This is a genomic window from Palleniella muris (assembly GCF_004792655.1).
Lineage (GTDB): Bacteria > Bacteroidota > Bacteroidia > Bacteroidales > Bacteroidaceae > Prevotella > Prevotella muris_A.
Map to the genome: position 1 here is coordinate 1 of NZ_SRZC01000034.1, position 24,177 is coordinate 24,177.

The 24,177-nt window shown below is 44.3% G+C and carries 13 protein-coding genes, 1 rRNA gene and 1 pseudogene; 7 read left to right on the plus strand and 8 right to left on the minus strand.

Annotated features, from left to right (window positions below; translation table 11 throughout):
* From E5358_RS14200 to E5358_RS14225, 6 genes and pseudogenes are all read right to left on the minus strand, one after another.
* A pseudogene (locus tag E5358_RS14200) lies at positions 1 to 183 on the minus strand (IS66 family insertion sequence element accessory protein TnpB); the annotation flags it as partial.
* A 1-nt stretch (position 184) separates the two neighbouring features.
* On the minus strand, positions 185 to 553 hold the full coding sequence (locus tag E5358_RS14205) for a hypothetical protein (protein ID WP_277821325.1): 369 nt from the start codon (positions 551 to 553) through the stop codon (positions 185 to 187).
* A gap of 301 nt (positions 554 to 854) precedes the next feature.
* Positions 855 to 5,492: a TIR domain-containing protein gene (locus E5358_RS14210; protein WP_135940841.1), complete on the minus strand. Its 4,638-nt coding sequence runs from the start codon at positions 5,490 to 5,492 to the stop codon at positions 855 to 857.
* A gap of 24 nt (positions 5,493 to 5,516) precedes the next feature.
* A 5S ribosomal RNA gene (gene rrf, locus E5358_RS14215) occupies positions 5,517 to 5,630 on the minus strand.
* A gap of 542 nt (positions 5,631 to 6,172) precedes the next feature.
* The gene (locus tag E5358_RS14220) at positions 6,173 to 6,817 is read right to left on the minus strand and encodes an RloB family protein (protein ID WP_277821326.1); all 645 of its coding nucleotides are present in this window, start codon (positions 6,815 to 6,817) and stop codon (positions 6,173 to 6,175) included.
* A 1-nt stretch (position 6,818) separates the two neighbouring features.
* The gene (locus E5358_RS14225) at positions 6,819 to 8,162 is read right to left on the minus strand and encodes an AAA family ATPase (RefSeq protein ID WP_135940843.1); all 1,344 of its coding nucleotides are present in this window, start codon (positions 8,160 to 8,162) and stop codon (positions 6,819 to 6,821) included.
* Positions 8,163 to 8,398: 236 nt separating this feature from the next.
* Between E5358_RS14225 and E5358_RS14230 the strand changes: the two genes are divergently transcribed.
* The 3 genes from E5358_RS14230 (at position 8,399) to E5358_RS14240 (ending at position 11,099) form a co-directional block, all read left to right on the plus strand.
* Positions 8,399 to 8,620 (plus strand): DUF2188 domain-containing protein, encoded by a 222-nt coding sequence (locus E5358_RS14230; RefSeq protein ID WP_135940844.1) that lies wholly within the window; start codon positions 8,399 to 8,401, stop codon positions 8,618 to 8,620.
* 767 nt (positions 8,621 to 9,387) lie between these two features.
* Positions 9,388 to 10,434: a leucine-rich repeat domain-containing protein gene (locus E5358_RS14235; RefSeq protein WP_277821328.1), complete on the plus strand. Its 1,047-nt coding sequence runs from the start codon at positions 9,388 to 9,390 to the stop codon at positions 10,432 to 10,434.
* Complete coding sequence (locus tag E5358_RS14240) at positions 10,431 to 11,099, plus strand: leucine-rich repeat domain-containing protein (RefSeq protein ID WP_135940846.1); 669 nt, start codon at positions 10,431 to 10,433, stop codon at positions 11,097 to 11,099. The genes E5358_RS14235 and E5358_RS14240 overlap by 4 nt, the downstream gene beginning before the upstream one ends.
* Positions 11,100 to 11,210: 111 nt before the next feature.
* Here the strand turns inward: E5358_RS14240 and E5358_RS14245 are convergent, their stop codons facing one another.
* Positions 11,211 to 14,180 carry a type III restriction-modification system endonuclease gene (locus tag E5358_RS14245; RefSeq protein ID WP_135940847.1) on the minus strand — a complete coding sequence of 990 codons (2,970 nt, stop codon included), beginning with the start codon at positions 14,178 to 14,180 and terminating at the stop codon, positions 11,211 to 11,213.
* A 14-nt stretch (positions 14,181 to 14,194) separates the two neighbouring features.
* Positions 14,195 to 16,105 (minus strand): site-specific DNA-methyltransferase, encoded by a 1,911-nt coding sequence (locus E5358_RS14250; RefSeq protein ID WP_135940848.1) that lies wholly within the window; start codon positions 16,103 to 16,105, stop codon positions 14,195 to 14,197.
* A gap of 729 nt (positions 16,106 to 16,834) precedes the next feature.
* Between E5358_RS14250 and E5358_RS14255 the strand changes: the two genes are divergently transcribed.
* The 4 genes from E5358_RS14255 to E5358_RS14270 all read left to right on the plus strand — a co-directional run.
* Positions 16,835 to 19,600 (plus strand): TonB-dependent receptor domain-containing protein, encoded by a 2,766-nt coding sequence (locus E5358_RS14255; RefSeq protein ID WP_135940849.1) that lies wholly within the window; start codon positions 16,835 to 16,837, stop codon positions 19,598 to 19,600.
* Between the two features lie 23 nt (positions 19,601 to 19,623).
* Positions 19,624 to 21,042 carry a hypothetical protein gene (locus tag E5358_RS14260; RefSeq protein WP_135940850.1) on the plus strand — a complete coding sequence of 473 codons (1,419 nt, stop codon included), beginning with the start codon at positions 19,624 to 19,626 and terminating at the stop codon, positions 21,040 to 21,042.
* 382 nt (positions 21,043 to 21,424) lie between these two features.
* Complete coding sequence (locus tag E5358_RS14265; protein WP_135940851.1) at positions 21,425 to 23,902, plus strand: family 43 glycosylhydrolase; 2,478 nt, start codon at positions 21,425 to 21,427, stop codon at positions 23,900 to 23,902.
* Between the two features lie 25 nt (positions 23,903 to 23,927).
* A partial coding sequence (locus E5358_RS14270) for a sialate O-acetylesterase (RefSeq protein WP_277821327.1) occupies positions 23,928 to 24,177 on the plus strand: 250 nt, incomplete at its 3' end.

Consider the following 24,177-nt stretch of genomic DNA (forward strand, 5'->3'; position numbering starts at 1 on the left):
AGAAATCAAGGCAGATGGAACTATTTTAAATGATTTCTTATCCCGAACTCGCGTATTGGATGCATCGCTCGGGTCAAGTGACATCTCTTCCCTTATACTCTCACACAGACGGAAAATGCCTTTCCGCAAATCCACATTACCGTTGAACAGGTAATAGTTCAGGTTAGTACTCAGTCCAAGCATATCATCCTATCATTTTATTAAGCAACAAGCTCAAATCAAGAACTGTGGTGTTTCTCAGGAACAGTGTGGCACCTGATGTCAATTGCAACTTAACCCATCTTATAGGAGGTTCACCTTCAGGCTGTTTAACTTCCATCTTCACGGTTGGACTGTTGCATGGTTTGCCGGTTATCCGGACTTTGGCAACCTTGGGCTGATTAACCTGGACTGTCTTGCCTAACTTCTCGCTCCACAGCTGATGACGTTGCCAGTTCATGAACTTGTCGTAGTTTACTCCATAATCCGCGCAGAACTCGCGAAGATCCTTGGTTTCGCTGCATAACTGGTAGAGGTCATATACCTCCTGATAGTTTACTTTTTCTTTCGCCATAATCATTGATGTTATTGGGTTATGGCGCAAAGGTAGCTTCGTGAATAATGTGCGTCAAGGCGGAAAATAGTATGCTTACTAGATTTATGGCAACTTAACGCATATATATCATACTAATGTCTTCAATAGAGTTTGTCTTATTCGCTTATGGCAGAAACTGGAAAGTTTTATTTCAGGCGGGAACTGAAATATTCTGCAAGTTTCCGCTTGAATTTTCAGACTGGTTAAAATCTTTGGCGAATCCACATGGATATGCAGGAGGTCCGAATATTTTCCGGATTCTATATCAACAAGCACATTATTATCCAGATATATCTTCATGTCCTATCCCCCTTCTTTTATATATCTCGTCTACAATCTTCTTAAATCGCGATGAACTTAACGCATCTAAATTGTCAGCATTTGCCCAGTCTATATATTCTTTGATAACTTTCAACAGACCATACACCTGCTCTATCTCTTTCAATTTCATTTCTTCAGGCTCGGCCATGTCGGGATCAATGTCCCGTAACTTTTCTACTATCTCTGTTTGTTTATCATTTTTCTCTTTCCAATGCTTTACCAGTTCCACATAGAAATCGTCATCTCTTATCGTATCATCAACCACCACAGGCAGCATCCTATCCTTATAATCGACATTTTCCATAATGCCCGATAGTTCATACATACAGTTCTTCGATCTTAAGTAAGGCCTACTCAGTACCACTATAACAGTTTTCCCAGCCCTTATGGCTTTCATAAACTCCTTGATGTTGACTGTATAAGGACAATCCTTCTTGTCCAACTTAAAAGGGATTCCTCTATTCTCCAATACAAATCCAAGATAATCTACTATATGTGCTGAATGACCTTCCCAATTGTAAGATATGTAAATACCTTCATCCTCTCTCCACGGAATCTCTTCAGCTTTTTCCTCTTCTGTTTTCGTTAAGCGTCCTCCATCTGCTATACGCATAGCTTCATTGATGTCACTAATACCAGAATAAGCTGCATAGTACTTATCCTCAAACCCGATGATATAGCGGTTCAGATATTTATACATTTCGCCCCTTTGGGTTAACTGCCTCAAGTATTGTGTCACCTCCATCAACACATCCTTGCTTTTTATGGCAATCCTTTCCAAAGAGTTAAGTATACTACTCAGCATAAAATGGCCATTCATCTTGCACTCATAGCAGTAGCGGATAAAATAGCACAGCGATGAAATGGCGTTCGGATTGTCATAGTTAAAGTGGTAGTCATCCCCGTCTTTTATCATTTCTGGGTGCGTCACAAGATAGTCCAGCGCATCCATGCTGCCAATACTTACCAACAGACATACCGCATGCTCTAAATTATATCCGTTAAAACTCTTGTATTCTCTTTCCAGCCTTTCTCTCACCCAAACCGTTTCCTGTGTATTCCTTATAAGTGTTGAATAATAGAATAGTCTGTCAGACACTTTCAAGCCCGATGCTGCTTTCTTTATCTCTTCTATTTTCATTCCTTTCTTAACAAGAGTTTCCATTACGTTTGCAGACAATGAATAACCAGACAATGCGAAGCGAAGCACAAGACTATACCCTTCCTCTATTTGGTTTTCTATGATATAGTTCGAGAATGAATACAACAAAGGGTATTCTGCATTGTCAATATTTGCCCGTAGTTTTTCTATCACCTTAGGAGCTAGGGTTACAGAATCTACTCTTTCTGTTATATATTCAAACAAAGAATACTCGCGGCTATAATATTCATCAAAATCTTTTCTGGAAATTGTATAACTACCAAAACGAAGCAGTGAGAGCAGTTTTTCAGCAGGAATCTCAAACTCTCCCTTCTGCATTAGTCCCAAGGCTTCTCGCCAAAAGAATATGGTCTCTCCATTGCTCAGTTTCAAGACAGATGCTTTAGCCCATTTTACAACCCGGCACTTGATTTCCTCAGTTACAGGCACATCCATATCAGGGCTATCCATCATTCCCAACACTTCCTTCATGAAGAAGGATTCATAGATATCCCTGTTCTTGATACCTTTGACAACCTCTCCAATGTTGTAATGATCATTGTTATCGGCAAAGAGCAGCAAAAACCTGAAAGCATACTGATTGTATCCTTCGTCTTGGTCGCGCAGTTTCTTATAGTGTTCTTTTCTGGAACTATGATTGTCCAGTCCTGTCACCATTTCCAGCACAATCTGTTTGAATACAGGATAATCTGCAAAATCTTTAAACGCTTGTTGCCGTCTCTCACGCCCTTTAGTTATGATTTCAGGCTGTGGGAATTTCTCCTTGTAAAGAACCTCTGCACATTCTGTCACCTCGGCATATGGTATTTCTTGGTACCAACTGGCCTTGGTCCTGTCTGCACCATTGTCAGCAGCAAACTTCTTAAAATCATCCTTGACATCCTCTACCGTCATCCATAAAGCTGCCATAATATAGACTTGTCTGATATCTTCCCACTTAGAGGGTTCTTCTTTGGGAGCAAACAGTTCTGCCTGTCTCTCATAAAATGTCGTTCTTCCTCTTTCTCGTAAACCGGCGGTCAGATAACAATCCCTGAGAACTAGCAATAATTCTTGAGTCTGATTATTATTATCGAAATGGCGGTGATATTCTTTAAAGGCTTTCTTATAATAAGCCTCAACGACCTCTATCAGTTCTTTATGTCCTTGTTTGATGAATTCGCTCGCCCATCCAAACACTCCTTTTATCATGTTGAAGTATTCTTCCTGCTCATCATGATATTCATAGTGAGAATGGTAGAACGTGTGAGCAAGGATTTTTTCCACACTCTGAAGAGATCGTACTTTAGCAAGGGTTGTATAGATAGTCGTTCGCGACACCACATGTGTAGTATGTCCTTCGTGTTGATTATGAACATGCCTTTCTTTATCGAGTATATAATCTATATAGTCATCGACCTTGCCCGCCTCACCTATCAGCCTTGTCATTGATTTGATGGCATCATAGTGGTTTGAGTCTTTTACGACGGCAAACAAGCGTTCTAAATAGATCTGCTGCGCAAAAAAGGAATTATCAAAATATACGAATGACAAATCGTGGTATTTGTCTTCTTTCTCCAGTGATTCAGCTGTCTTTTTCTCCAACACGCTGAAAAGTATTTCAGTCAAATCATCGCTATCAGACTTCAAGCAATCCCAGTTCAGAAAATAACACAGACACATCAAGTCTGAATAATAAGTCGTCCCTGTTTCTGTTTCGCTTAATTCATCCACAACAAACCTCACCGTATCTGTCGAATACGCAAATCGCCACAAATCCTCATAATCGTGCGTCATAATGTTCGACATTCTGATGCCTAACGATTTATACTCCAATAGAAGCCCTTTGAACACTTCGTTTCGAGTTTCATCGTCTAGCATATCTCGGTCAATGTAGATGACTAAATCCAGACTGGCTTTCTTCAACCATTTTAGTATGGCAGATACTTCTTCTTTCTTGTCTTTCCCATACATTGACAGCCACAGCATAATGATATTATACCATTCTGGCTTGATACGTCCGTTGGGATGTGTAGCCAGCTGCTTTGCTCTTTCTATACCATATCTGTTCAAGTAATTGGCAACAAGCCATTCGCGGAATGCGTTGTGTGCAAATGAATACAGACCTCCCTCATCGCGAATAAGGTCATACCGCAAACATTCTTCCACATTGTTATCATCGTTTTGCAAGCATATACGCAGTTCATCCTTGTTCAGACTTTGGGCATTCATCAGCGATAGTCCAAGGGCTACTCTTTCCAGTAGCCAAACAGACTCTTCAAAACTATGTTGTGCCGATAGTGGTACGTTCTTTTCTTTTACCTCTTTATCATAACTGCTTTTTAGAAATAGTCTGTATATCTCTGCCTTGTTCTTAGGAAGTTGTTTTTCCTTCTCTTTATATGCATCAATCAATACACTCAAGAAGAAAGGATTCTTCACGAAGTCTCCCAACTGATTGGCAAAGATGCTTCTCATAAAGCCATCACTATTAACCTCGCGTTTGGCAGCATAGTCTATAGCATCGCCTATACTTAACTCTTCCAGAAACAATTCTGTAAACAACTCCAATTGGTGCTCCCTACGAAAATTACTACGGCACGAGAGGACCATTTTCATTTCTGGATGTTCATAAGCATAACCTCCTATTTCCTCCAGCAAGTCTTCATATTTTTGGCCGTTTACTTCGTCCAGCGCATCAATTACGAGAACAACCTCCCTGCCATCTACATATTGTGATTCCGGCAAATCATCTCTCTTAAGTTTCGTATTGGTTCTAACTTCAAAGCTCACGGGGAGGTAAAGACCACTTTGCTGCAATTCCCAGCATAGTTGTTTCAGTTCTGTTGTCTTACCTGTCTGAGCACTGCTATACAGAACAATCTTATTAGTAGAAATCTCCTCTACTCCCGTAACATAGTCAGCCAATGTATGACGTTCTTTTTTTCCAAGCGCGTAATATATGAAATTGCTCTCCGATTGGTCAGATGTGCAGAAACGGCGAATATAGCCATCTACCGCTTTGTGTTTTGTCAGTCCTCTACGTATCCGTTGCCCTTTTCTGGTTTCTTGATTTGTCAGGAGCACAGTCAATTTGTTTATTTTTTCATCTATCGAAATGATTCCTTGTGTGATAATATAATGGGATACTTCTTCATCCTTATTTAATTCCTCAATCCATAATTGAGCAAGACTATTCAGAATCGAGCCCTTCTTCTCCCACTCCTCTGTCAAGTAAAGTTCCTTTAGTTGGTTGAGGTCGTTAAAATATTTATGGGAAACGCGCTGCCTGACGGCATCGTCTGCACACCATCTTTTCAATGCAGTCTGATAGCATTGCTCAATCCTTTCATCCAACGTTGTTTTATCCTTCGTTGAAATGATTTCTCTCAAAGAAGGTAACGATCCCGCCAAATAAGAGGCTATGAAGCCCCATAATATAGAACTAATGTCCATTTATATTCCTTTCTTTAATAAAAAAATGGGCAACTTCCTACTCTCCCGCTTAATGTTGCAGTACCATCGGCTCTTTCGGGTTTTACTTCTCTGTTCGGAATGGGAAGAGGTAGATCCACCGCAGATATAATTGCCCTCGATTAATCTTTAATAAGGTAGCGTCGGCTACCAAGCAGCGAAGAATAGCACGAAAGATGTAATTGTTGCAATGTTTACCATGATAATCGGCAAGCAGATACCGCATACTGACAATACCGTGATGATAAAACATAAAAGCAGCAGTATTTCTACTACCCAATCAATCCAATTTTTCGGTCGTTCCTATCTAAAGAACAGCATCTTTAATATGTGTATCAAATATGATCCTACGGCGAACTAATCACAAAGAGGGGCACATACATGGAAGATAGCCATCACTAAAGATGAACCGCCAGTCAAATTCTCCAGTAAGTTTAACGTCTTTCTCAGGACGGGCACTGCCTAGCATCTCGCTAAGCGTGCCTAATTTAATTTTAATTTTTCCATAATTAATTTAAATTAGGATTATTATTAATTAATCTAAGCCCATACTCTCTATGAGCCTCATGCCTTAACAGTATAGTCTAATCAGCACTGAGATTTATAGGGTTATTCTCACCATCAGCACGTCTAATTGTGTATAGTCTGAAGATAGTAAGAAATCAGTTCCTATTCACTACACTCTCTGCTAACAGATACACTCGTGTCCCCATTGTTTGCGACCAGCGGTCTGCAGGATTCTTGTCCAACGCTTTTGCTCGTTTGATCGCCACCTCTACGTGTTTTATCAGCATTAGTGCATCATAGTCTGCCTCATGATAGGAACCCATCTCTTGACGTAACAGTACCTTCAGATATGGATCTGCATTCTTTGACTTTCTACGGTTTTCCATCCATTGTTGCTGCTCCTCTGGTGTCAGCAAAGTTGCATCTACCAAATGCAACAACAGCCAAAGTTCGAAGCAAGGATTACTCATAGCCATATGTAGATAATCATCTTGGGCACATTCTTTAGCTACATGCGACAACATCGCATCGGTCCAACGGTCTCTGTCTATAACCAACCAAAGTTCATCATCAGACTCCAGCTCATATTGCCACTTGTAATCATTCAGCTGTTTCAATACATGCTCAGGACTTGAATTGTTCTGTTCGTTCTCGCGCCTCTCTAATATATGTACGTGCACGCGAGGGTTTGTATATTCCTTAGCTAATGCTTTGAAATATATTCGCTCCGTATCTTTTCCTTCAGAGGCTATGACTATCAGGCAGGCATCGCGAAATGCCTCACGACGCTCACGTATCAAACTATTTCTGTTTCGCATCGTCCCAATGAATATTATCTAATTCTCCAAAGAAAGGAATTGCACCATAACGGCCGTTTAGATAACCTTTCTGAACATTCTCTCTTGGTTTGTACTCACATAGTGAGGATAAATGACTTTCTCCCTTTTTGTCTTTCTCCACAAACCATATCTCATCTTGACGGATAGGGGCAGTGGAAAGCAGATTGGACTCGTGCGTTGTGCATATCAACTGCATTTGCGAGTTGCCTCTGAGCAGACTGTTATACATCTCCAGCAACTTCAATGTCAGCATAGGATGTAAACTCCTATCGACTTCATCAATCACATAGACAGCGTCGTTGGCACGCATATCAATAAGCATGGGTATGAAGTCGAAAAGGCGTGATGTTCCATCAGACTCTTCGAACATTTCGAATATATAATCTGAATTAGAGCCTTCCTTTTTGTGGACAGTTTTCAACTCATACCACTTCAAATTTTTAGACTCATCTTTCTCGGCAAAGATAAAACGACTCTCATTGTGAATGACCACACCTGTCTTCTCATCTTTCCCTTCAAGATTTTCCTCAATTTGTTGTCTGATTTCGTCTGGGATACTCAGTTCTTCGGGCTTTGATTCCACACGGCAAAGGTCTGAGATACCAGTACCAAAATATTCAAGTAGTTCACGCATCACAATTTTGAACTGAGTGTCACTCACTACTCGGAACGGGAAATCCGTTCTGTGTGTATTGGGGAAAATGATATTCAGATTCTCAAACCATTTTCGCGCCAATTTGATAGCGTCAATTCCTTTTCCGTTGCGTTCAATATATTCACTTAGAAAAGTACCTTTCGTTGGCGTACCATCAATCAAGTATTTTAGGAATTGCCCGCTCTCTTCTTTCATAAACTGAGGCGCAATAACATTCTCCCAATCGTTACCGGAACGTTTGCGTTCAAAAATCATAGTATCATTCCGACTACCGGTCTTATACAACCACTCCTCCAGTAAGCCTCCCTTCGAGAACGCTACACCATAAGCGAGGAATTGGTCGTTCACCTTAAATTCCAATTCGATGCTTGAACGTTCCTGCGGATTGTCTGTCATCTTGAAATAATTGTACTTGCGGTTACTCCATCCATTCAAGGCAAATGCCTTGATAATAGCCAAACACTTTATAATGTTAGACTTTCCAGAAGCATTGGCTCCATATATCAATCCCATGCGAAGTACTGATATGTCATCACGTTTTTCCGCGCGTGATACATGTAGCGGCAACATATCGCTCTTGCTGGCTGTAAACAAGATGCGTGTTTCCTCGTTAAATGAGTAGATATTTTCAAATTTTGCAGATAGTAGCATAATGTCACATCGAATATTTAGTGAATAATCAGTGCAAAGATAATAAAAACATTTTAATTGCGTCACATTTATGCGCAAAAAGTGCAACTAGCTGACAAAATTTCGGTTTTAGTTCGCTAAACAGTCAAACCATTGCGACAAATTGTCGTATATCTGACTTTGGGATAAGTTTTGCAAGAACAAAAGTGCGCTATGGCATATATGTCAAAACTGAGCGCTGAAAGGAGGTGTAATAGATGGGTAAGAATCAACATGTAATTCCAGTAGGAGATAAGTGGGGAATCAAGGGCGAAGGCAATTCGAGATTAACTTCCACATTCGATAGGCAGTCTGATGCAATTGCCGCTGCTCGCCAAATTTCCAGGAATCAGCATTCTGAACTGTTCATTCATGGCCGCAACGGTCAAATTAGAGAAAGGGATTCTCACGGAAACGACCCTTTTTCTCCAAGAGGTTAAGGTACTCGACATCCTATGCTTGAAGGAGGCGTTGGTATCAGTGGCAGACTCAAATGTAATCCTGGGGGCAATTTGGATGTTAGGCTGTATCGTAGTTTAAATTCTGCGATACAGCCTTTTGGATTCACCACCGCAGTGTTCATGATTTTTCCATGTTCAACAGATTTCGCAGTGAAACACCCATCTGTAGATATTGTTGCTTCAAATCATGGAACAGACGATTAGTGACACCATCTTCATGCTTACTCCCAATTTTTATCGTGAAGCAAATTCCCTATTTCCCAATAATCAGTATTGATGGCAGAATATACAGTTGTCGTTAGTACACTTAAAGTCTTGGCAATAACTACGACAACTTGTCGCAGAATTGCTTCACGCTCTGATTAAGAGAATTGTATAATACCTGTCATGCAATCAATATTCCTCCTTATAAGTTCTCCTAATCAATATCAAGTAGTGTGATTATCTTGGATAGTGCGTACAACTCGTACAAGGGCGCATTAGTGTACCACTTGCTTATAGTAGCAGAATGCTTCTCTCTATTATGGATGATGGATTCGTTTCAAACGACCTCATACCTTTGGGGCAAGAGGCATCCTTATTATCCAATATCAATCCGAAATGCCATATCTACCCAGTAAATGAAAGTTAAATTTGTTAATACTTCAGCATTTCAGACCTTTGATTAAAATCTCAAGGAGTTTTCTATCGTATTGACTATAAATATCTGATAATAAATTATTTGTATATACATCATCTGTACAGCACTGAGAAGTGTCACAATTCCCAATTCTGTGACAAATATTAAGAACTATGCATTTAATGGCTGTACAGCATTGGCAAGCGTGACCTTGGGCAATTCGGTAGAAATGATAGGCTGCTGTTCGTTTGGTGGCAGTAAAGAACTCACCTCTATTACACTCCATGCTTCTTTGACCGGCTTGAACTCTGATGCATTTATGTACTCTTCTTCCCTTGCAGAAGTAAATGTGGACAAGGAAAACACATATTACTGCTCGGTGGACGGCGTGGTGCTGAACAAGGAGAAAACTCAGTTGGTGCTGTTCCCTGACGGTTACAACAAGGCAGAGACATATACAATACCAAACACTGTGACAGAACTATGGGGATCGACGTTCATTAGTTGCAAAACAATCACGGGGATAATCATTCCAAGCTCTGTGACTCAAATATCTCCCGGAGCACTCACAAGTAGCAGCATCAAGTCAATAACAGTGGATAAGGATAATCCTAACTACTGCTCGGTGGATGGTGTGACGTACAACAAGGACAAGACAACATTGGAAGTTTGCCCCGGTGCCTATGCCTCTTCCGAATATGTTATCCTAAGTTCCGTGACAGCTATTGCAGACAACGCATTCAGAAGATGTTCAAGCCTGACCTCTGTAACAATCCCTAATTCAGTAAAGACTATTGGTATGCAAGCATTTACAGACTGCGTTGGTCTTGCGTCCTTAGAAATACCTAATTCCGTGGAAACTATTGGCATGAGTGCATTTGCAGGTTGTGGTTCTCTTAGTTCCGTAACAATCTCCAATTCTATAAAAACAATTGATTACGAAACATTTGCAGGCTGTCAGAACCTTACATCGATAACAATTCCTGAATCCGTGACAACTATTGGTACGGGTGCATTTGCAAGTTGCAGAGGTCTTGTTTCCTTGGAAATACCAAACTCTGTGGAATCTATTGGTGATGGAGCGTTTACAAACTGTTCCGGTCTTACATCCGTAATAATCCCTAATTCGGTGAAAATGTATTCGGAGGGTGCGCCGGACTTGCTGATGTTGTGATAGGGAACTCCGTAACAGTAATTCCAAATATGACATTTGCAAATTGTAAGGGACTTAAAAAAGTGATAATCCCTGAATCCGTGACAACTATTGGTATGGGCGCATTCCAGCGGTGCTCAGGCCTCACATCCATAACGCTCCCCAACTCTTTGGAGACTATCGGTGACGGGGCGTTCCAGAGCTGCTCCGGTTTAACATCCATAGTCATCCCTAATTCCGTGAAAACTATAGGTGGAAGCGTATTTTCTTTCTGCTCGAATCTCACTGATGTAACAATAGGAAATTCTGTGACAGACATTTATGATATGGCATTCTATAACTGCCGTGCATTAAAGAGACTCTATGTCTCTCCTATGACACCACCGGTATGTAGCAGCCAGTATGTGTTCTTCCAACCAATTTACGGCAGTTGCACCCTCTATGTGGATAGTGGAGCGTTTCAGAGATACAAATATGCTGATGTATGGATGAATTTCTCAACCATAGAGGTATACGATTTCAGCACATCAGTAGAAAGTGTGGAGTCATCCACTCCTGCTGATAGCCTCTTCAATGTCTACAACCTCCAAGGCACTCTTGTCAAGGAGGCAGCGAGTAAGGCTGAGGTTTACGCCCTCCCTTCCGGCTTGTACATTGTTAACGGCAAGAAGATTATGGTGAAATAAACTTACCGTGCAGAAACATCTGCCTGCGAATAACAATATGCTCAGCGGAAAATCATATATGGTTTTCTGCTGAGCATATTGTTATTTAGACACATATAGCTTGGATTGTATTTACGCAGAATGGGATGTTTCTTCTTCCAGCAGCTCGCTGATAATGTTTGCCATTTGCTTGTTTTGCAACTGCCTGCAGAATTTTACATCATATCCATCCAATTTCAGTTGTTGGAAGAACTTCTCCGCATTGTTTATCTTTGCATCTTCAATCGCTCGCTTAGCCTCATCGTTTGGCACATCCTTGGTCTCGATAACAATGTTTAGTTCCTTCTGACCATTGGAACGCTGTACAACATACATGAAGTCCGGACTGTAAAGGTCGTTGGTGATATTCGGAATGCAGATACTCTTTTGCGGTATTTTGCCATACACGATTACATGCTCAACCCGATTCATGATATTATCTTTTTCCAATGGAGAGTCATATACAACCTTGTCGTACAGATATTCATCCGAGGGCTCTGCACTTAAGACATTCTTGCCTATCGTCCATTGCAGGACTTCCTCCTTCAAAGAGCCGTCAGCATTGGTGAAAGCCGTTGATTTTGAGGAATAGTTTGCCTGACGATACTTTATCAAATTTTGCAGATTCTTTATTTTCCATCCGTTGAATTTGGCAATGAATGCACTTAGTGATGATTCATTGATATATCCGTCCATTGGGTGTGTCTTGGCGTATTCGCAAATGGCAGAATGCAACATAGTGATAGGTATGCTTGTCTGTCGGCAGGCACGCTTCAGGAACTCGTTGTAGTGCATTTCCTTACCAGCCAAAATGTATTGTTGACCGGTTTGCTGCAGTGCCACAGCTTGCCCCTCACTTGCCGTAACTTTCTGACGGCTGCTTTGTATGGTTTGGTGCATGAACACTTCATTTGCCAAAATATCCGGCAGTGCAGCTTCAATCTGTTGGTCAATGTCTTTTTGGTAGAATACGATATACTTGCGATTAAGTTGCGCCCACAGTTCTTTCAACTCTTCATAGCGGGCTTTGCGTATCTTCACCATATCTTTGGCACCTTTGTTACGGTCTTTGATTTTCCCCGTGACATTATTGAATTCCGGATATTCGGCAAATAAATCAATGACCTTTGTTTGGTCAAGTTTGCGGTCCAAGTCCAAGACATACTTCTTTTGGTATAGCTCCATGAACAGAGCCATCTCGTCCAAGCCGCGCAGTGCTGACACTCTTCGCATGTCCTCGAGAGAAATGTGTGTGAGGCTGCCTGTCTGCACATCCTCATTTATTTCCATCACCAGACGGTCTGCAAAGTCACGTTCGGTAAAGTCAACGATGTAGTTCAGATAGAACGCCTCGTCCTTTACCCTGTTGCCATACTCGTCCACGGGCAGACGGAGTCCTCGCCCCACTTCCTGCAGCTTGCTGTTTTCGCTGCCGCTGCTGCGCAATTTTGCTATGGTAAACACATTCGGGTTGTCCCATCCTTCCTTCAAAGTCCATTTTGAGAAAAGAAAACGACGCGTGTTAGGTTTCCCCTTCTTGTCTGACAGTGAAAGCAGTTCGGCTTTATTATTCAATATGTCATCCACTTCCTTCTTCACAGCCTCGTCGGCATCGCTATTGTCTTGTGCGAAATAGCCTGCCCGACAAGCGGCAATATTGTCAAGGCTTGCACGCAGATAGATCTCATATTCAGGCGAGTTCTCTTTTTGGAGCTCATACTTTAACTGTGCTTCAAGCAGCCTGTCGAACAAATCTCTTAACCAAGCATTGTTGCCATTGTCATCTCCACGGAAAGAGAGAATATCATCAATAAAGAACAAAGCCAAAGTTTTGATTCTTCCCTTTTCCCGATGGAAATTCTCACGTTCCGTCTCAAAATGCCGTTGTATAGCAAGGCGTAGCATACTTTCTTGATAAGATGATGTGTAGATGTCCACATCAAACTCGTCATGTTTATGCTTTTCTGTACCGTTGCTGAGTAGCACCAAATCCTTGGTGATGCCTGTAATGGTAAGTCCTGAGAGTTCGGGGCTTAAAATGGACAATGAGTCTCCGGTGCTCAGTATGTGACTCGATTTTGTGGTCTGAGTGATGTGTTGAAAAGTTGCTTTTTTACCTTCAATGTTTAATATTTTTACTTTCTCATTGATGTTAGAAGTTGGCTCAAAGTGTTCTTTCATCACTCCTTTTATAAGTCCAGACGAGAATGACCGCTGCGCATTGAGGTCATAGAGCAGATGTTCGTAATCGCGCACCGTTGTCTTTCTCTTTCCCTTGCCTATGGTCTTCATAGGGAAGGTTGCGCCAAAACGGATTATGCATTGTGGAGCCAATTCGCCTACAATGGCTTTATATGCCTTTTGGTCACGAGAGAAAGTGTGTGGCTCGTCAATGATTACAAACGAACGTGTAGACCGCAACGCGTCAAACGGGCGGTCGAACTCCCCGACAGTCACATCATAGTCGTTGCGTGTGAGCATCTTGCCGGTGGTGAGCAGTGCGCTGTTCACTACCAGTACATGTATTTTGTTTCTGTTCAGGCGCGAACCTTCCACAAAGTTGCGTACCGCAGTTGGGAAATGCTTCCTGCCCTTCTTCTGTTTCTTCACGGTCTCCAACACATTCACGTTTATCTCAGCATCATAACCAAGAGTATTCTTGAAATGTGCCCTGACATACGTCTCGTTCAAGAAAGTGCTTGTTCCTGCTTTGATGGCTATGCTTGGTACAGCAATGATGAACTTGTTGATTCCATAGCGTTTGTGCAGTTCGAAGATGGCATGCGTGTACACATATGTCTTTCCCGTGCCGGTCTCCATCTTGATGTCGAGACACAAGGTTGTGCCGACAGGTTGTTCGGCCCGGTACTTTTGCGCCACATTCTGCCGGCTTTTGTGCTGTATGTGGTATATGTTACCCAAAAACATGTTTGAGTGAATGTCTATGATAGGGTTGGAGTAATGTGGTGCCTCTTGGTCTATCATCACTTGCTTAAACACGTCTCTGATGGCTTCCACGGCATACTCTTGGTGTTGCAGTCCGCCTTCAAGTTTCAGTTCCATAATCTCGTGTGTGTTTAGTAGCGGATATCTATGTTTATGCGACTACGGTCGGTAATTGCGCTAAGATTCTTCTTTATGGCATCAATCTGACTGAAATAGAAGCTATAGCCAAAGATTACCACAGTGTCTGCAGTGAACGAATGGTCTTTGTTGTATTTGTCAACCAGTTCGGTCAGTTCGTCCCCATCGATGTCGAACTCCGGGTCTATCATGTACAGGTGCCTGCCACAAAGATAAGCCGTGTAGTTGCCGAACTTCACCAGTTCTGTTTCCGGAGTCAAGCCATAGCCGTCGCGCATAGCGTAGGTGGCAAGTACCGTCTCTTTGCCGAACTGCTGCAAAATGTCATCACCGAACACCATGTTTGGGGTAAACCTCTCCATCAGTTCGAGTGTGTTCTCGTTTGGCTCTCGGATTGTGTAGTGTTTGAAACCATAGTCAATGTCAGCATTTGTTTCTGATTTGATCTTGGCAGCTGCACGGCGGATGCGCTCCTGCCCAATCATGTCTATTGTACGGTAGCCATGAGTGTATGCATCTGTGTCAGGTTTTATCTTTTCCGGCAGTTGCACAAGGATGTATTGCAAGTTGTAGCCATCATCAGCACTGTTAAGTTCCATTACAGCCTGGGCGGTAGTGGCTGAGCCTGAGAAAAAGTCCAGTATGATGACAGGTTCTTCCTTGTCTTTTTCCACAGCACCATCGATAAGGTACTTGATAAGGCTTATCGGCTTAGGGAAGCTGAATATCTTGGCATTAAACAGTGAGTCAATGTCCTTTGTGCCATCTTGGCTCATGCCGACAGTGGCAGGAAGGTTGGTGCTGACTGCACATTGTCCGAAGCGGTTCCCTGCCTTTCGCATGTCGTCCTCTTTCCAATAGCGGAGGACAGGCTTAGAAATTTTCAGGAAGTCATAATCACCGGGGAAAATTATACGATTTTCTTTTAAGTATTGAGGAAAACCTTCCTTGGTAATACGCCACACCGCTTGTGGGTTTACAGGATATTCATTCCCGTTTTTAGGGTTAACCATTGTGAAATCACTATTCGGTCTTTCTAATGCTGTCCGTTGCGTAGTCATGTCATGAATTCTCCACGGTCGTCCCGGAAAATCTTCTGTTTCATAATACTTTCGGTTTTTCCCATCTATGCCTGCAAGGAATTTGTCAGTTCTTGCATACGCCAGTATCCACTCATAATCCTGCGACACACCGAAAGGCACATCAGATTTCGCCGTCCTTTTCCTCCAAGGGAACAGAGCCACGAAATTCTCTTCACCAAACACATTGTCGCACAGCTGTTTTAAGTTCGCCTGTTCATTGTCATCGATAGAGATGAAAATCACACCATCATCGGAAAGCAAGTCTTTGGCATACTGCAGGCGTGGCATCATAAAGGTGAGCCATGCAGAGTGAGAAGCAGCACCGCGTGTTGTCATGGCGAGGATTCGTTTTGCCTGTTCCTCGCTGACGCTCAGTTTTTCTTCTAATTCTTCGGCAGTGAATTTGAATTTGTCATTATACACGAATCCATCGCTGCCTGTATTATAAGGAGGGTCGATATAGATACATTTGACTTTGCCGGCATACGACTTCACCAAGTGTTTCAGTGCATCAAGATTTTCTCCGCTTATATATAGGTTACGGCTGTTGGCGTTTTCCGGTTTGCTGTTATGCTCAGTGTCGGGCACAAGCACAGTAGTTGTGTCCATTGAAGCCACCAGGCTGGCATAGTTCTTGCCGAGGAAATTGAAACCGCTTCCTTCTTTTATTATATCCACTTTGTCGTTCAGCAACTCTCTGAACGCTGCAATATCAAATTTCCCCTCCACATTGAAACATTGTGGAAAGTTCCGGTGAAGCAATCCTAAAGTCTTGTCGGTAGGTTGCGCTTCTTCATTTTGATGTAGAATATCTCGTATCATAATTTCGTTGTAACATATCCTTGCAAGAACAGCTTGTGCACTTTGTTCTTGAGTTTTGCCACAAAGTTACATATTTTTTGTGACATTACATTGCTCCTGTGGCATTTATTTCCTATATATTTTATTGTTTTTTCCGGATTTAAAGTTGTGTGGTATTTTTTGTTGTGACACTTGTCAAAACAAAATGTTACCTTTTGCCATGTAAAGTGTTATGGTTTGTATGGTGAAAGGTAACATTTCGCAAGGTAAAGTGTTACCTTTTGCAAAGCATATCAATATGTTAAGGTTGTTTCTTTGTAATCCATTGTCTTATAGGTGGTTAGCGCACTGATGGGGATGTGGTGGCAATGGTCTGTTTTCCTATGTTATATTGGACATGGTTGGCATGCGGAATGACGTGTTGAACACGGATAATGAGCGTGTGGCTTGCACAAGATTTTTGCAAAAAAATGCAAAATAGGAGACCGGGTATTATGGATTTTAAGAAAAATATCATTACCTTTGCACCTGAAAAAAGAGCATACTTTTAAAAACATCGGCAGAGATGTGCGCATGTCTGCCTAGGTGTTATCACTCTTCCAACCTGCGATAGCCGAAGGTCCGTTTGACTTGGAAATTTCAAGTGGTACACTGATTAATCACTTTCATTAATCAATTTATTCACTGGAAATTTTTGACGCTGCACAGTAAATCCGTAGCGCATCTTTTTCTGCTTAACGATTTTTCTGAATGAAGAAGAAAATCTTCTTGGCATTGCCATGCGTGGCATTGTCTCTTAATGTTGTGGCATGGCGTGAAGCCAGTGCTGCCACAAGAGTGTTTAACAATTATGCTGTCAGCCGTGAGCGGCTCGACACTGAGACCGACTCTGCCCGTTGGAGCAAAGAGCTGGGTGAGGTTGTGGTGACGGGGCAGGGAGGTGCCATACAGAAGCGCCGCCTGTCGACCAATGTCTTCACAATCAAGGCGCATGACATCGGGAAGGCAAACAATGACCGCCTTGACATGATGCTGCAAGCCGTTGTGCCCAACATGCAGATTAATCTTTCCAACGGACAGCCGGGAGCCGCTTCCATGGTAAGAAGCCGCGGACTGTCAAGTGTGCAGATTAATGCGACCCCTGTCATTTATGTCGACGGTGTCCGCATTGACAACAGCAACACAGCCACGGGACTTTCCCAGAAACTCAACGAGCAGGGCATACGCGCTGCTTCGGCATCAGGTTCGCTTTCCGACATTCCCATGGAGAACATCGAGAGGGTGGAGTATGTCAATGGCGGTGCGGCAACGACCCTTTATGGCTCTGACGCTGCCAACGGTGTGATTCAGATTTTCACGAAGAAAGGCGGGGAAGGCAAGCTCAACGCAATGGTAGAGGCACAAATCGGCTGGGAAGAGGCCAACGGGCAGTTCTATCATTTCCGCCGTACGAAAGATTTGCTGAACCAAACCGGTCTCATGCAGCGTTACCGCGTGGCACTTGACGGCGGCGGAAAGTCAGGCGGCTGGAGCTTTGGAGCTTCTGCAAGCGCCAACGACGGTATCATTGTTGCCGATAATAACAAGTCGCACAAGTACGATGCCCGTTTCGGTTCTCACCTTGACATCATGGACAATCTCACCTACAGCAATTCTCTGGGCTTTGTGCATAATGACTATATGCGCAGCCGCAACGGCAACGAAGGCTATTATTCCGGTCTTTGGCTCACCGAATGCGGTGCGGCATCCTCCATGAGCTATGTGGGAGAGAACGGCGAGAATGTCCCTTTTCTTAGTGACATTGACGCTATGGACGCCACTGCTTACAGGAAATTCAAGGATTTTATCTTTACTTCGGAGAAGCTGCAGGACAAGCGTGCGGACATCAACCGTTTCCAGATGTCGCACGAGTTGACGTACAAGCCCATGCGTAATCTTGTCGTGAAAGGCATCTTTGGTTTGGACTACCGTTATGAGGGTGTGAAGAACATAATCACTAACGAACTTATAGAGGCGGTGCAGTACAACGGTCCGATAGCTGTCGGCAACATTTCTGCCTATGAAAGGAAGTTCACAAGCACGACGTTTGAGCTCAATGCCCAGCACAAGTACTATCATGAAGACTTGTTCAGTGTGGTCTCCTCCGCCGGTTTCCAGTGTTTCGGCAACCACGACCGTCAGGCTTATGAGCAGGCCGTGGGAGTGGAAGATGGCGTGAAGGCGGTTGACGACAGCAACCGCACTTATGAGGAGCGCGACCGTTCCACATTATATAATTATGGAGCTTATTTACAGGAGAACATCGGATTCCGTGATAAATATTATCTGGATTTGGGGCTTCGTGCCGACTTTAATACCGGTTTCGGCGAGAATGTGGGCTGGCAGTGGTATCCGAAAATGGGGTTGTCATACATGCTGTCATCCGAGAAGTTCATGGAGCCATTGGCAGCTTCGGGCATCCTCGGTTCGTTGCGCTTCTATGCCAACTATGGTGTGGCAGGCAACTATCCGCCGGCATTTGCCTATCAGAAGACAGTGCAGTTTGGCCAGTATCTTGACGGCATCACAGCGGAATACGGTCAGTATGGCAATCCGGATCTGCGTCCTGAGAAGAAGCATTCTTTTGAAGCAGGTTTCAACAGTGAGTGGGCAAACGGCTATTTCCGCTTGGGCGTCGCCTATTACAATGCTGTCACGCATGATGCGCTGTTCTCCGTGCATTCCGCCCCTTCATCCGGACAGTCGTCAACATATCTTGCCAACATCGGCAAAATCAGGAACCGTGGCTTTGAGTTTATTGTCGCGTCAGACTTTTTGCAGACAAAAGATTTGAAAGCCCGTTTCCAAGCGTCGTTGAACACTCTGGACAACAAGGTGCTGTCAACAGGCGGTGAGACTGCTTTCGGTGTCGGCACGTTTGCCAATGAGGCTCTTATGCAGAATATTGTCGAGGAAGGGAAGCCGATAGGTTTTCTCCGTGGCAACAAGGTTGTGTGTAACGCCGATGGTTCTTACAGTCATACAGAGGCATTGTCCGACCTGGGTTCAACGCTTCCTGATGTTTACGGTTCGCTGGCATTGAATGTGGACTATAAAGGATTCTCATTCTTTGCGAATGCCGACTATCAGATTGGCGGACATGTCTATGAGCTTGACCGTCATTTCCGCTGGCGTTACGGTGCCACGGACGCTTGTGTCAACGAGGACTGGCTGCCGGAAGGAAGTGCACATAAAGATGTCTGGACAAACTTCACAAGCTGTTTTGTGGAGAAGGCGGACTATCTGAAGGTGCGCACAATAGGCATGACCTACAAGTTCCGGTTGAAGAACATAAGCAAGAGTATCACATTGGGATTCACATGCCATAATCCTTTCTCGTTCACCAAGGCAGAGGTTGACCCTGAGGCTTGCCTTTCCGATGCCGCTTCCTATGGAGGCGCATCCGTTGCCGGCATCGTTTATGGCTCATATACAAGCCCGCGCCAGTTCGTAGGTTCTGTGAAAGTGAATTTCTGACAAATAAAAACAAAAATATTCTTATGAAACAATATATTATCATTTCCGCCCTGCTGCTTGTCACAGCATTAATGAGTTCATGCACACCGGATTCTCCGGAGATGTCTGCCGATGAATTCCTTGAAGTGGATAATCCGATGACCTATTGGGTGAACGGCATAAACAAGGAGATGGCACTCGCTGTCGGTACTTTTGCAGAGCTGCTTGATGTGGCGACAGACAATTACCGCAATGTCTACTCGCGTTCAAACCGTGAGTTTGACAAGCCAAACATACAATATACAGACATTGATGTCGAGAATCTGCAGCGCCATGTCGGGAAACTCCGTGAAATGTCACTCTATGCCCTTAACACCATTGCAGCGCGCGACATACCTACCGACGAACAGCTTGCCGACATATATACGGCTTTGGCATACTCCTACATCCTTGCAGGCGAGAACTTTGTCGCCTTGCCTATGGAGGAAAACGGACGCCCCATGGTGTGGCAGGAGCATTTGCGCAAGGCTGTCGAGGTGCTTGAGGAGGCAAATGCAAAAGTAGGGCTCGCTTCCTTCAAGCCGGTCTGCCATACATTGCTTGCCAGGGCATATCACAGGCTTGGCAACAGGCTTGCAGCAAAGGAGAATGCGGAGAAGGCTTTGTCCTATGACAAGACATTCTGCGCCATGGTTGACTTTGACGAAGCCAACGGGGTGGTGAGCAATATCAAGGACCGCTCATTCAGTGCAAACTGGTGGGAACCATTGCCACGCCTTGATTTCCTTGACCCTAAATATCAGCAGTCGGCAGAATCCCAGCGCATAGCTTATGCCAAGGCGGAGGAAAATTACCTTATCCTTGCCGAATGCTGTGCAGCGGATGGCGCATCGGTTGAGGATTTCAAAGAGGCGTTTATGGACGATTTCTTCCGCCTTGTCATGAGCCGTGGTGCACAATCGTTTGAGGATAATCTGGAGATGCGTGAGGCGACAGCCGTTGACGGCACAGTGGTGAACCTTAACACCTCCGATTGGAAAGTGAGGGCGTCGAGTGAGGATGAATACTTTGAAGGCCTTGTGCTCAACCGCTCAAAAGGCTTGATAACTGTCCCTGCTGTCAGTGGCACTTCTGTCGATGCCAATCGTATGCGCAATGCCTTTGGCAGGGATTTCCTGGAGTTGGTCTATCTGCTTCGTCAGGAAGTTTTCTTTGCCGAGGGACGCCGTTTCTCTGACCTCGGTATGCGCCTGCCTTTATGTGAGGTTGAGGCGGCAAAGGTGAGAAACAGATACCCTGATGTTGATGTCTCAATGTTCATCAAGGCATATATCCCTGCCTATCTGCCTACGGAGCAATATGGCATGGATGCTTACACTGTGGATGCTGCCGACAGGACTGTGACCATAAAGTATAATCTGAACAGACTCATTGTTGACAGCCACGCTACCGCTTTCGAGTAGTGTTCCTGTCATAAACAGATAAAGGCATAAAAGATGACTTCTGCAAATGCGAAGCTGTCTTTTATGCCTTTATTGGTTTCTTATGTTTCTGTGTTTCCGGAGGAGGAAAGGAAACGAGGATGGTACAATAGTGTAAATTGTCCAATATTCATGTTTTATTGTCCATTGCCGGTATAGTTATTGATGGGTGATTCGGAAGATATTGTGTAAAATTCTTCGGTGGAATATGCAAAATCTTACGGCTTGACACTATTGTTACAGCAATATGTTACGTCATGCAAAAAGAATGTAACAAAATAAAGATGTTATATTATAGAATTATACTAATTTTGCATGACAAGGCTAAAACACTAAACTATATACAACTGCAATGAACAAGAAAATGACAATCAGGCGAGGGCTTCTCGCAGGTATGTTTATGATGACGGCTTTCGGAGCGAAGGCACAGAACCCTATCATACAGACATGCTTCACAACCGACCCGGCACCGATGGTGCACAATGGACGTGTGTATCTTTACACAGGTCACGATGAGGACAATGCGGACTTCTTCTGGATGCAGGAGTGGCGTGTCTATTCATCTGCTGACATGGTAAACTGGACTGACCAGGGCTCACCGTTGGCGATTGAGGATTTCTCTTGGGGTGACGACCGTGCGTGGGCACCACAGTGCATTGAGCGCGACGGCAAGTTTTATTTCTATGTCCCTCTGCACTCAAAGCTCTCCGGGACAATGGCGATAGGTGTCGCTGTGGGCGATTCGCCGACAGGACCGTTTCGTGACGCCATCGGCAAACCGCTTGCCGATGGCAGCTGGGACTATATCGACCCGACTGTCTTTATCGATGATGACGGTCAGGCGTATCTCTATTGGGGTAATCCGCGCGTCTATTATGTGAAGCTCAACAAGGACATGATTTCTTTTGACGGTGAGGTGCAGAAGATTGATATGACTGTTGAGGGCTTTGGCAAGTTGCCTAACACTCCTTTGGCTAAGGACGAGAAGAGGGGTAAGACAGCATACACGGAGGGACCGTGGGTGATGAAGCGCAACAACAAGTACTTCATGCTCTACGCTGCCGGTGGCATTCCGGAGCATATTGCTTATTCACAGGCAGATACGCCCGTAGGTCCTTGGAAGCGTATGGGTAAGATTATGCCGTTGCAGGGCACAGGTTCGTTCACGAACCACTGTGGCGTTACGGATTTCAAGGGACATTCTTATTTCTTCTATCACACAGGCTGGCTGCCTAAAGGCGGCGGCTTTGCGAGAAGCGTTGCTGTCGAGGAATTCAAGTATAACCCTGACGGAACATTCCCAATCGTCAATGCCACACGCGAAGGTGTGAAGCCTGTCGGCACACTGAACCCATTCCAACGTGTTGAGGCTGAGACAATAGCGTTCAGTGAAGGTGTGAAAACGGAGCAGAACAAGCGTACCGGAGTATATGTTTCTGACATTCATAACGGTGATTATATAAAGGTGCGTGAAGTGGATTTTTCCACTGCCGGTGCAAATAAGCCTATGTGTTTCAAGGCTTCTCTTGCTTCCGCACTTCGCGGAGGAACACTTGAAGTCCGTCTTGACAGCATAGGCGGAAAGCAAATCGCCACACTCACCGTGGGCACCACAGGCGGGTGGGAGAACTGGCGGACATATTCTGCTGACATAACAGAGAAGGTTTCAGGCGTTCATGATGTCTATTTTGTGTTCAAAGGCCGCAAGGGCGTTAAGCTCTTCAACTTTGATTGGTGGGAGATTTCTGAGAAGCAGCAGTCGGACCTTGCAGGAACGACACGTGGAATATACACTGTCCCGGGCAATGAATATCCGCGTATTGACAAAGAAAACCGTGCGCATTTCCGTGTGCATGCACCACAATGCAGCAGTATGATGGTTGACATCTGTGGTAAGAAATATCCGATGGCGAAAGATGCGGACGGCAATTTCACAGCCATTACCGACCCATTGGTTGTCGGATTCCACTATTATTTTCTCAATATCGACGGCGTTTCTGTTGTTGACCCTGCCAGTGAGACCTTCTTCGGATGCTGCCGTGAAGCAGGCGGAATAGAGGTTCCGGAAGGAAAAGAGGGCGACTACTACCGTCCGCAGCAGGGCGTTGCCCACGGACAAGTGCGCTCTGTCTCCTATTATGCTGACAGTCAGAAGGCGTTCCGCCGTGCAATGGTCTACACTCCGGCGGAGTACGAGAAGGGCAAGAAACGTTATCCAGTGCTCTATCTGCAGCATGGCATGGGCGAAGACGAGACAGGCTGGAGCAACCAGGGATGTATGCAGCACATCATGGACAACCTGATAGCCTCCGGCGAGTGCGTTCCGATGATAGTCGTAATGGAGAGCGGTGACGTGAAAGCACCGTTTGTGCCACGTAAGGGATATGATGTCAACAAGGAGCGCGACATGTATGGCGCGTCATTCTATGATGTCATCCTGAAGGACCTTATACCAATGATAGATAAGACTTTCCGCACAAAGACCGACCGCAATCACCGTGCAATGGCGGGACTGTCATGGGGAGGTCACCAGACATTCCACACAGTGTTGCCGAACATGGACAAATTTGCTTATCTCGGCACATTCAGTGGTGCGCTGTTCGGTGTGGATGTGAAGACCTGTTTCAATGGAATCTTCTCCGATGCGAAGAAGTTCAACAGTGAGATGAAGTACATGTTCATGGGCTGTGGCTCAGAAGAGCATTTCGGAACAGAGAAAATGGCAAAGGAACTCAAAGCCCTTGGCATCGATGTGGAGTTCTATGAGTCACAGGGAACTCACCATGAATGGCTCACATGGCGCAGATGCTTCCGCCGGTTTGTGCCTCATCTATTTAAATAATGTATAGAACAAACAACAGATAATTATGTTACGCAAGTCAATTATGACACTGATTGCGGGAGTGATGGCATTGGCAGCTTCCGCACAGAACCCGAAACTCCACATCTATCTCTGTATAGGTCAGTCGAATATGGAAGGCAACGCTCAGATAGAGCAGATGGACAGGACTGACGTTCCTGAGCGGTTCCGCATGATGGCAGCTGTGGATTTCAGCAATCCGCAGCGCACGAAAGGGGAGTGGTACACAGCCGTTCCGCCATTGGTGCGTCAGGGCA

Coding starts and splice junctions, on each gene's coding strand:
- E5358_RS14210 (WP_135940841.1), bottom strand. CDS start 5,492: ATGGACATTAGTTCTATATTATGGGGCTTCATAGCCTCTTATTTGGCG.
- E5358_RS14260 (WP_135940850.1), top strand. CDS start 19,624: ATGAAACAATATATTATCATTTCCGCCCTGCTGCTTGTCACAGCATTA.
- E5358_RS14205 (WP_277821325.1), bottom strand. CDS start 553: ATGGCGAAAGAAAAAGTAAACTATCAGGAGGTATATGACCTCTACCAG.
- E5358_RS14255 (WP_135940849.1), top strand. CDS start 16,835: ATGAAGAAGAAAATCTTCTTGGCATTGCCATGCGTGGCATTGTCTCTT.
- E5358_RS14225 (WP_135940843.1), bottom strand. CDS start 8,162: ATGCTACTATCTGCAAAATTTGAAAATATCTACTCATTTAACGAGGAA.
- E5358_RS14250 (WP_135940848.1), bottom strand. CDS start 16,105: ATGATACGAGATATTCTACATCAAAATGAAGAAGCGCAACCTACCGAC.
- E5358_RS14245 (WP_135940847.1), bottom strand. CDS start 14,180: ATGGAACTGAAACTTGAAGGCGGACTGCAACACCAAGAGTATGCCGTG.
- E5358_RS14265 (WP_135940851.1), top strand. CDS start 21,425: ATGACAATCAGGCGAGGGCTTCTCGCAGGTATGTTTATGATGACGGCT.
- E5358_RS14230 (WP_135940844.1), top strand. CDS start 8,399: ATGGGTAAGAATCAACATGTAATTCCAGTAGGAGATAAGTGGGGAATC.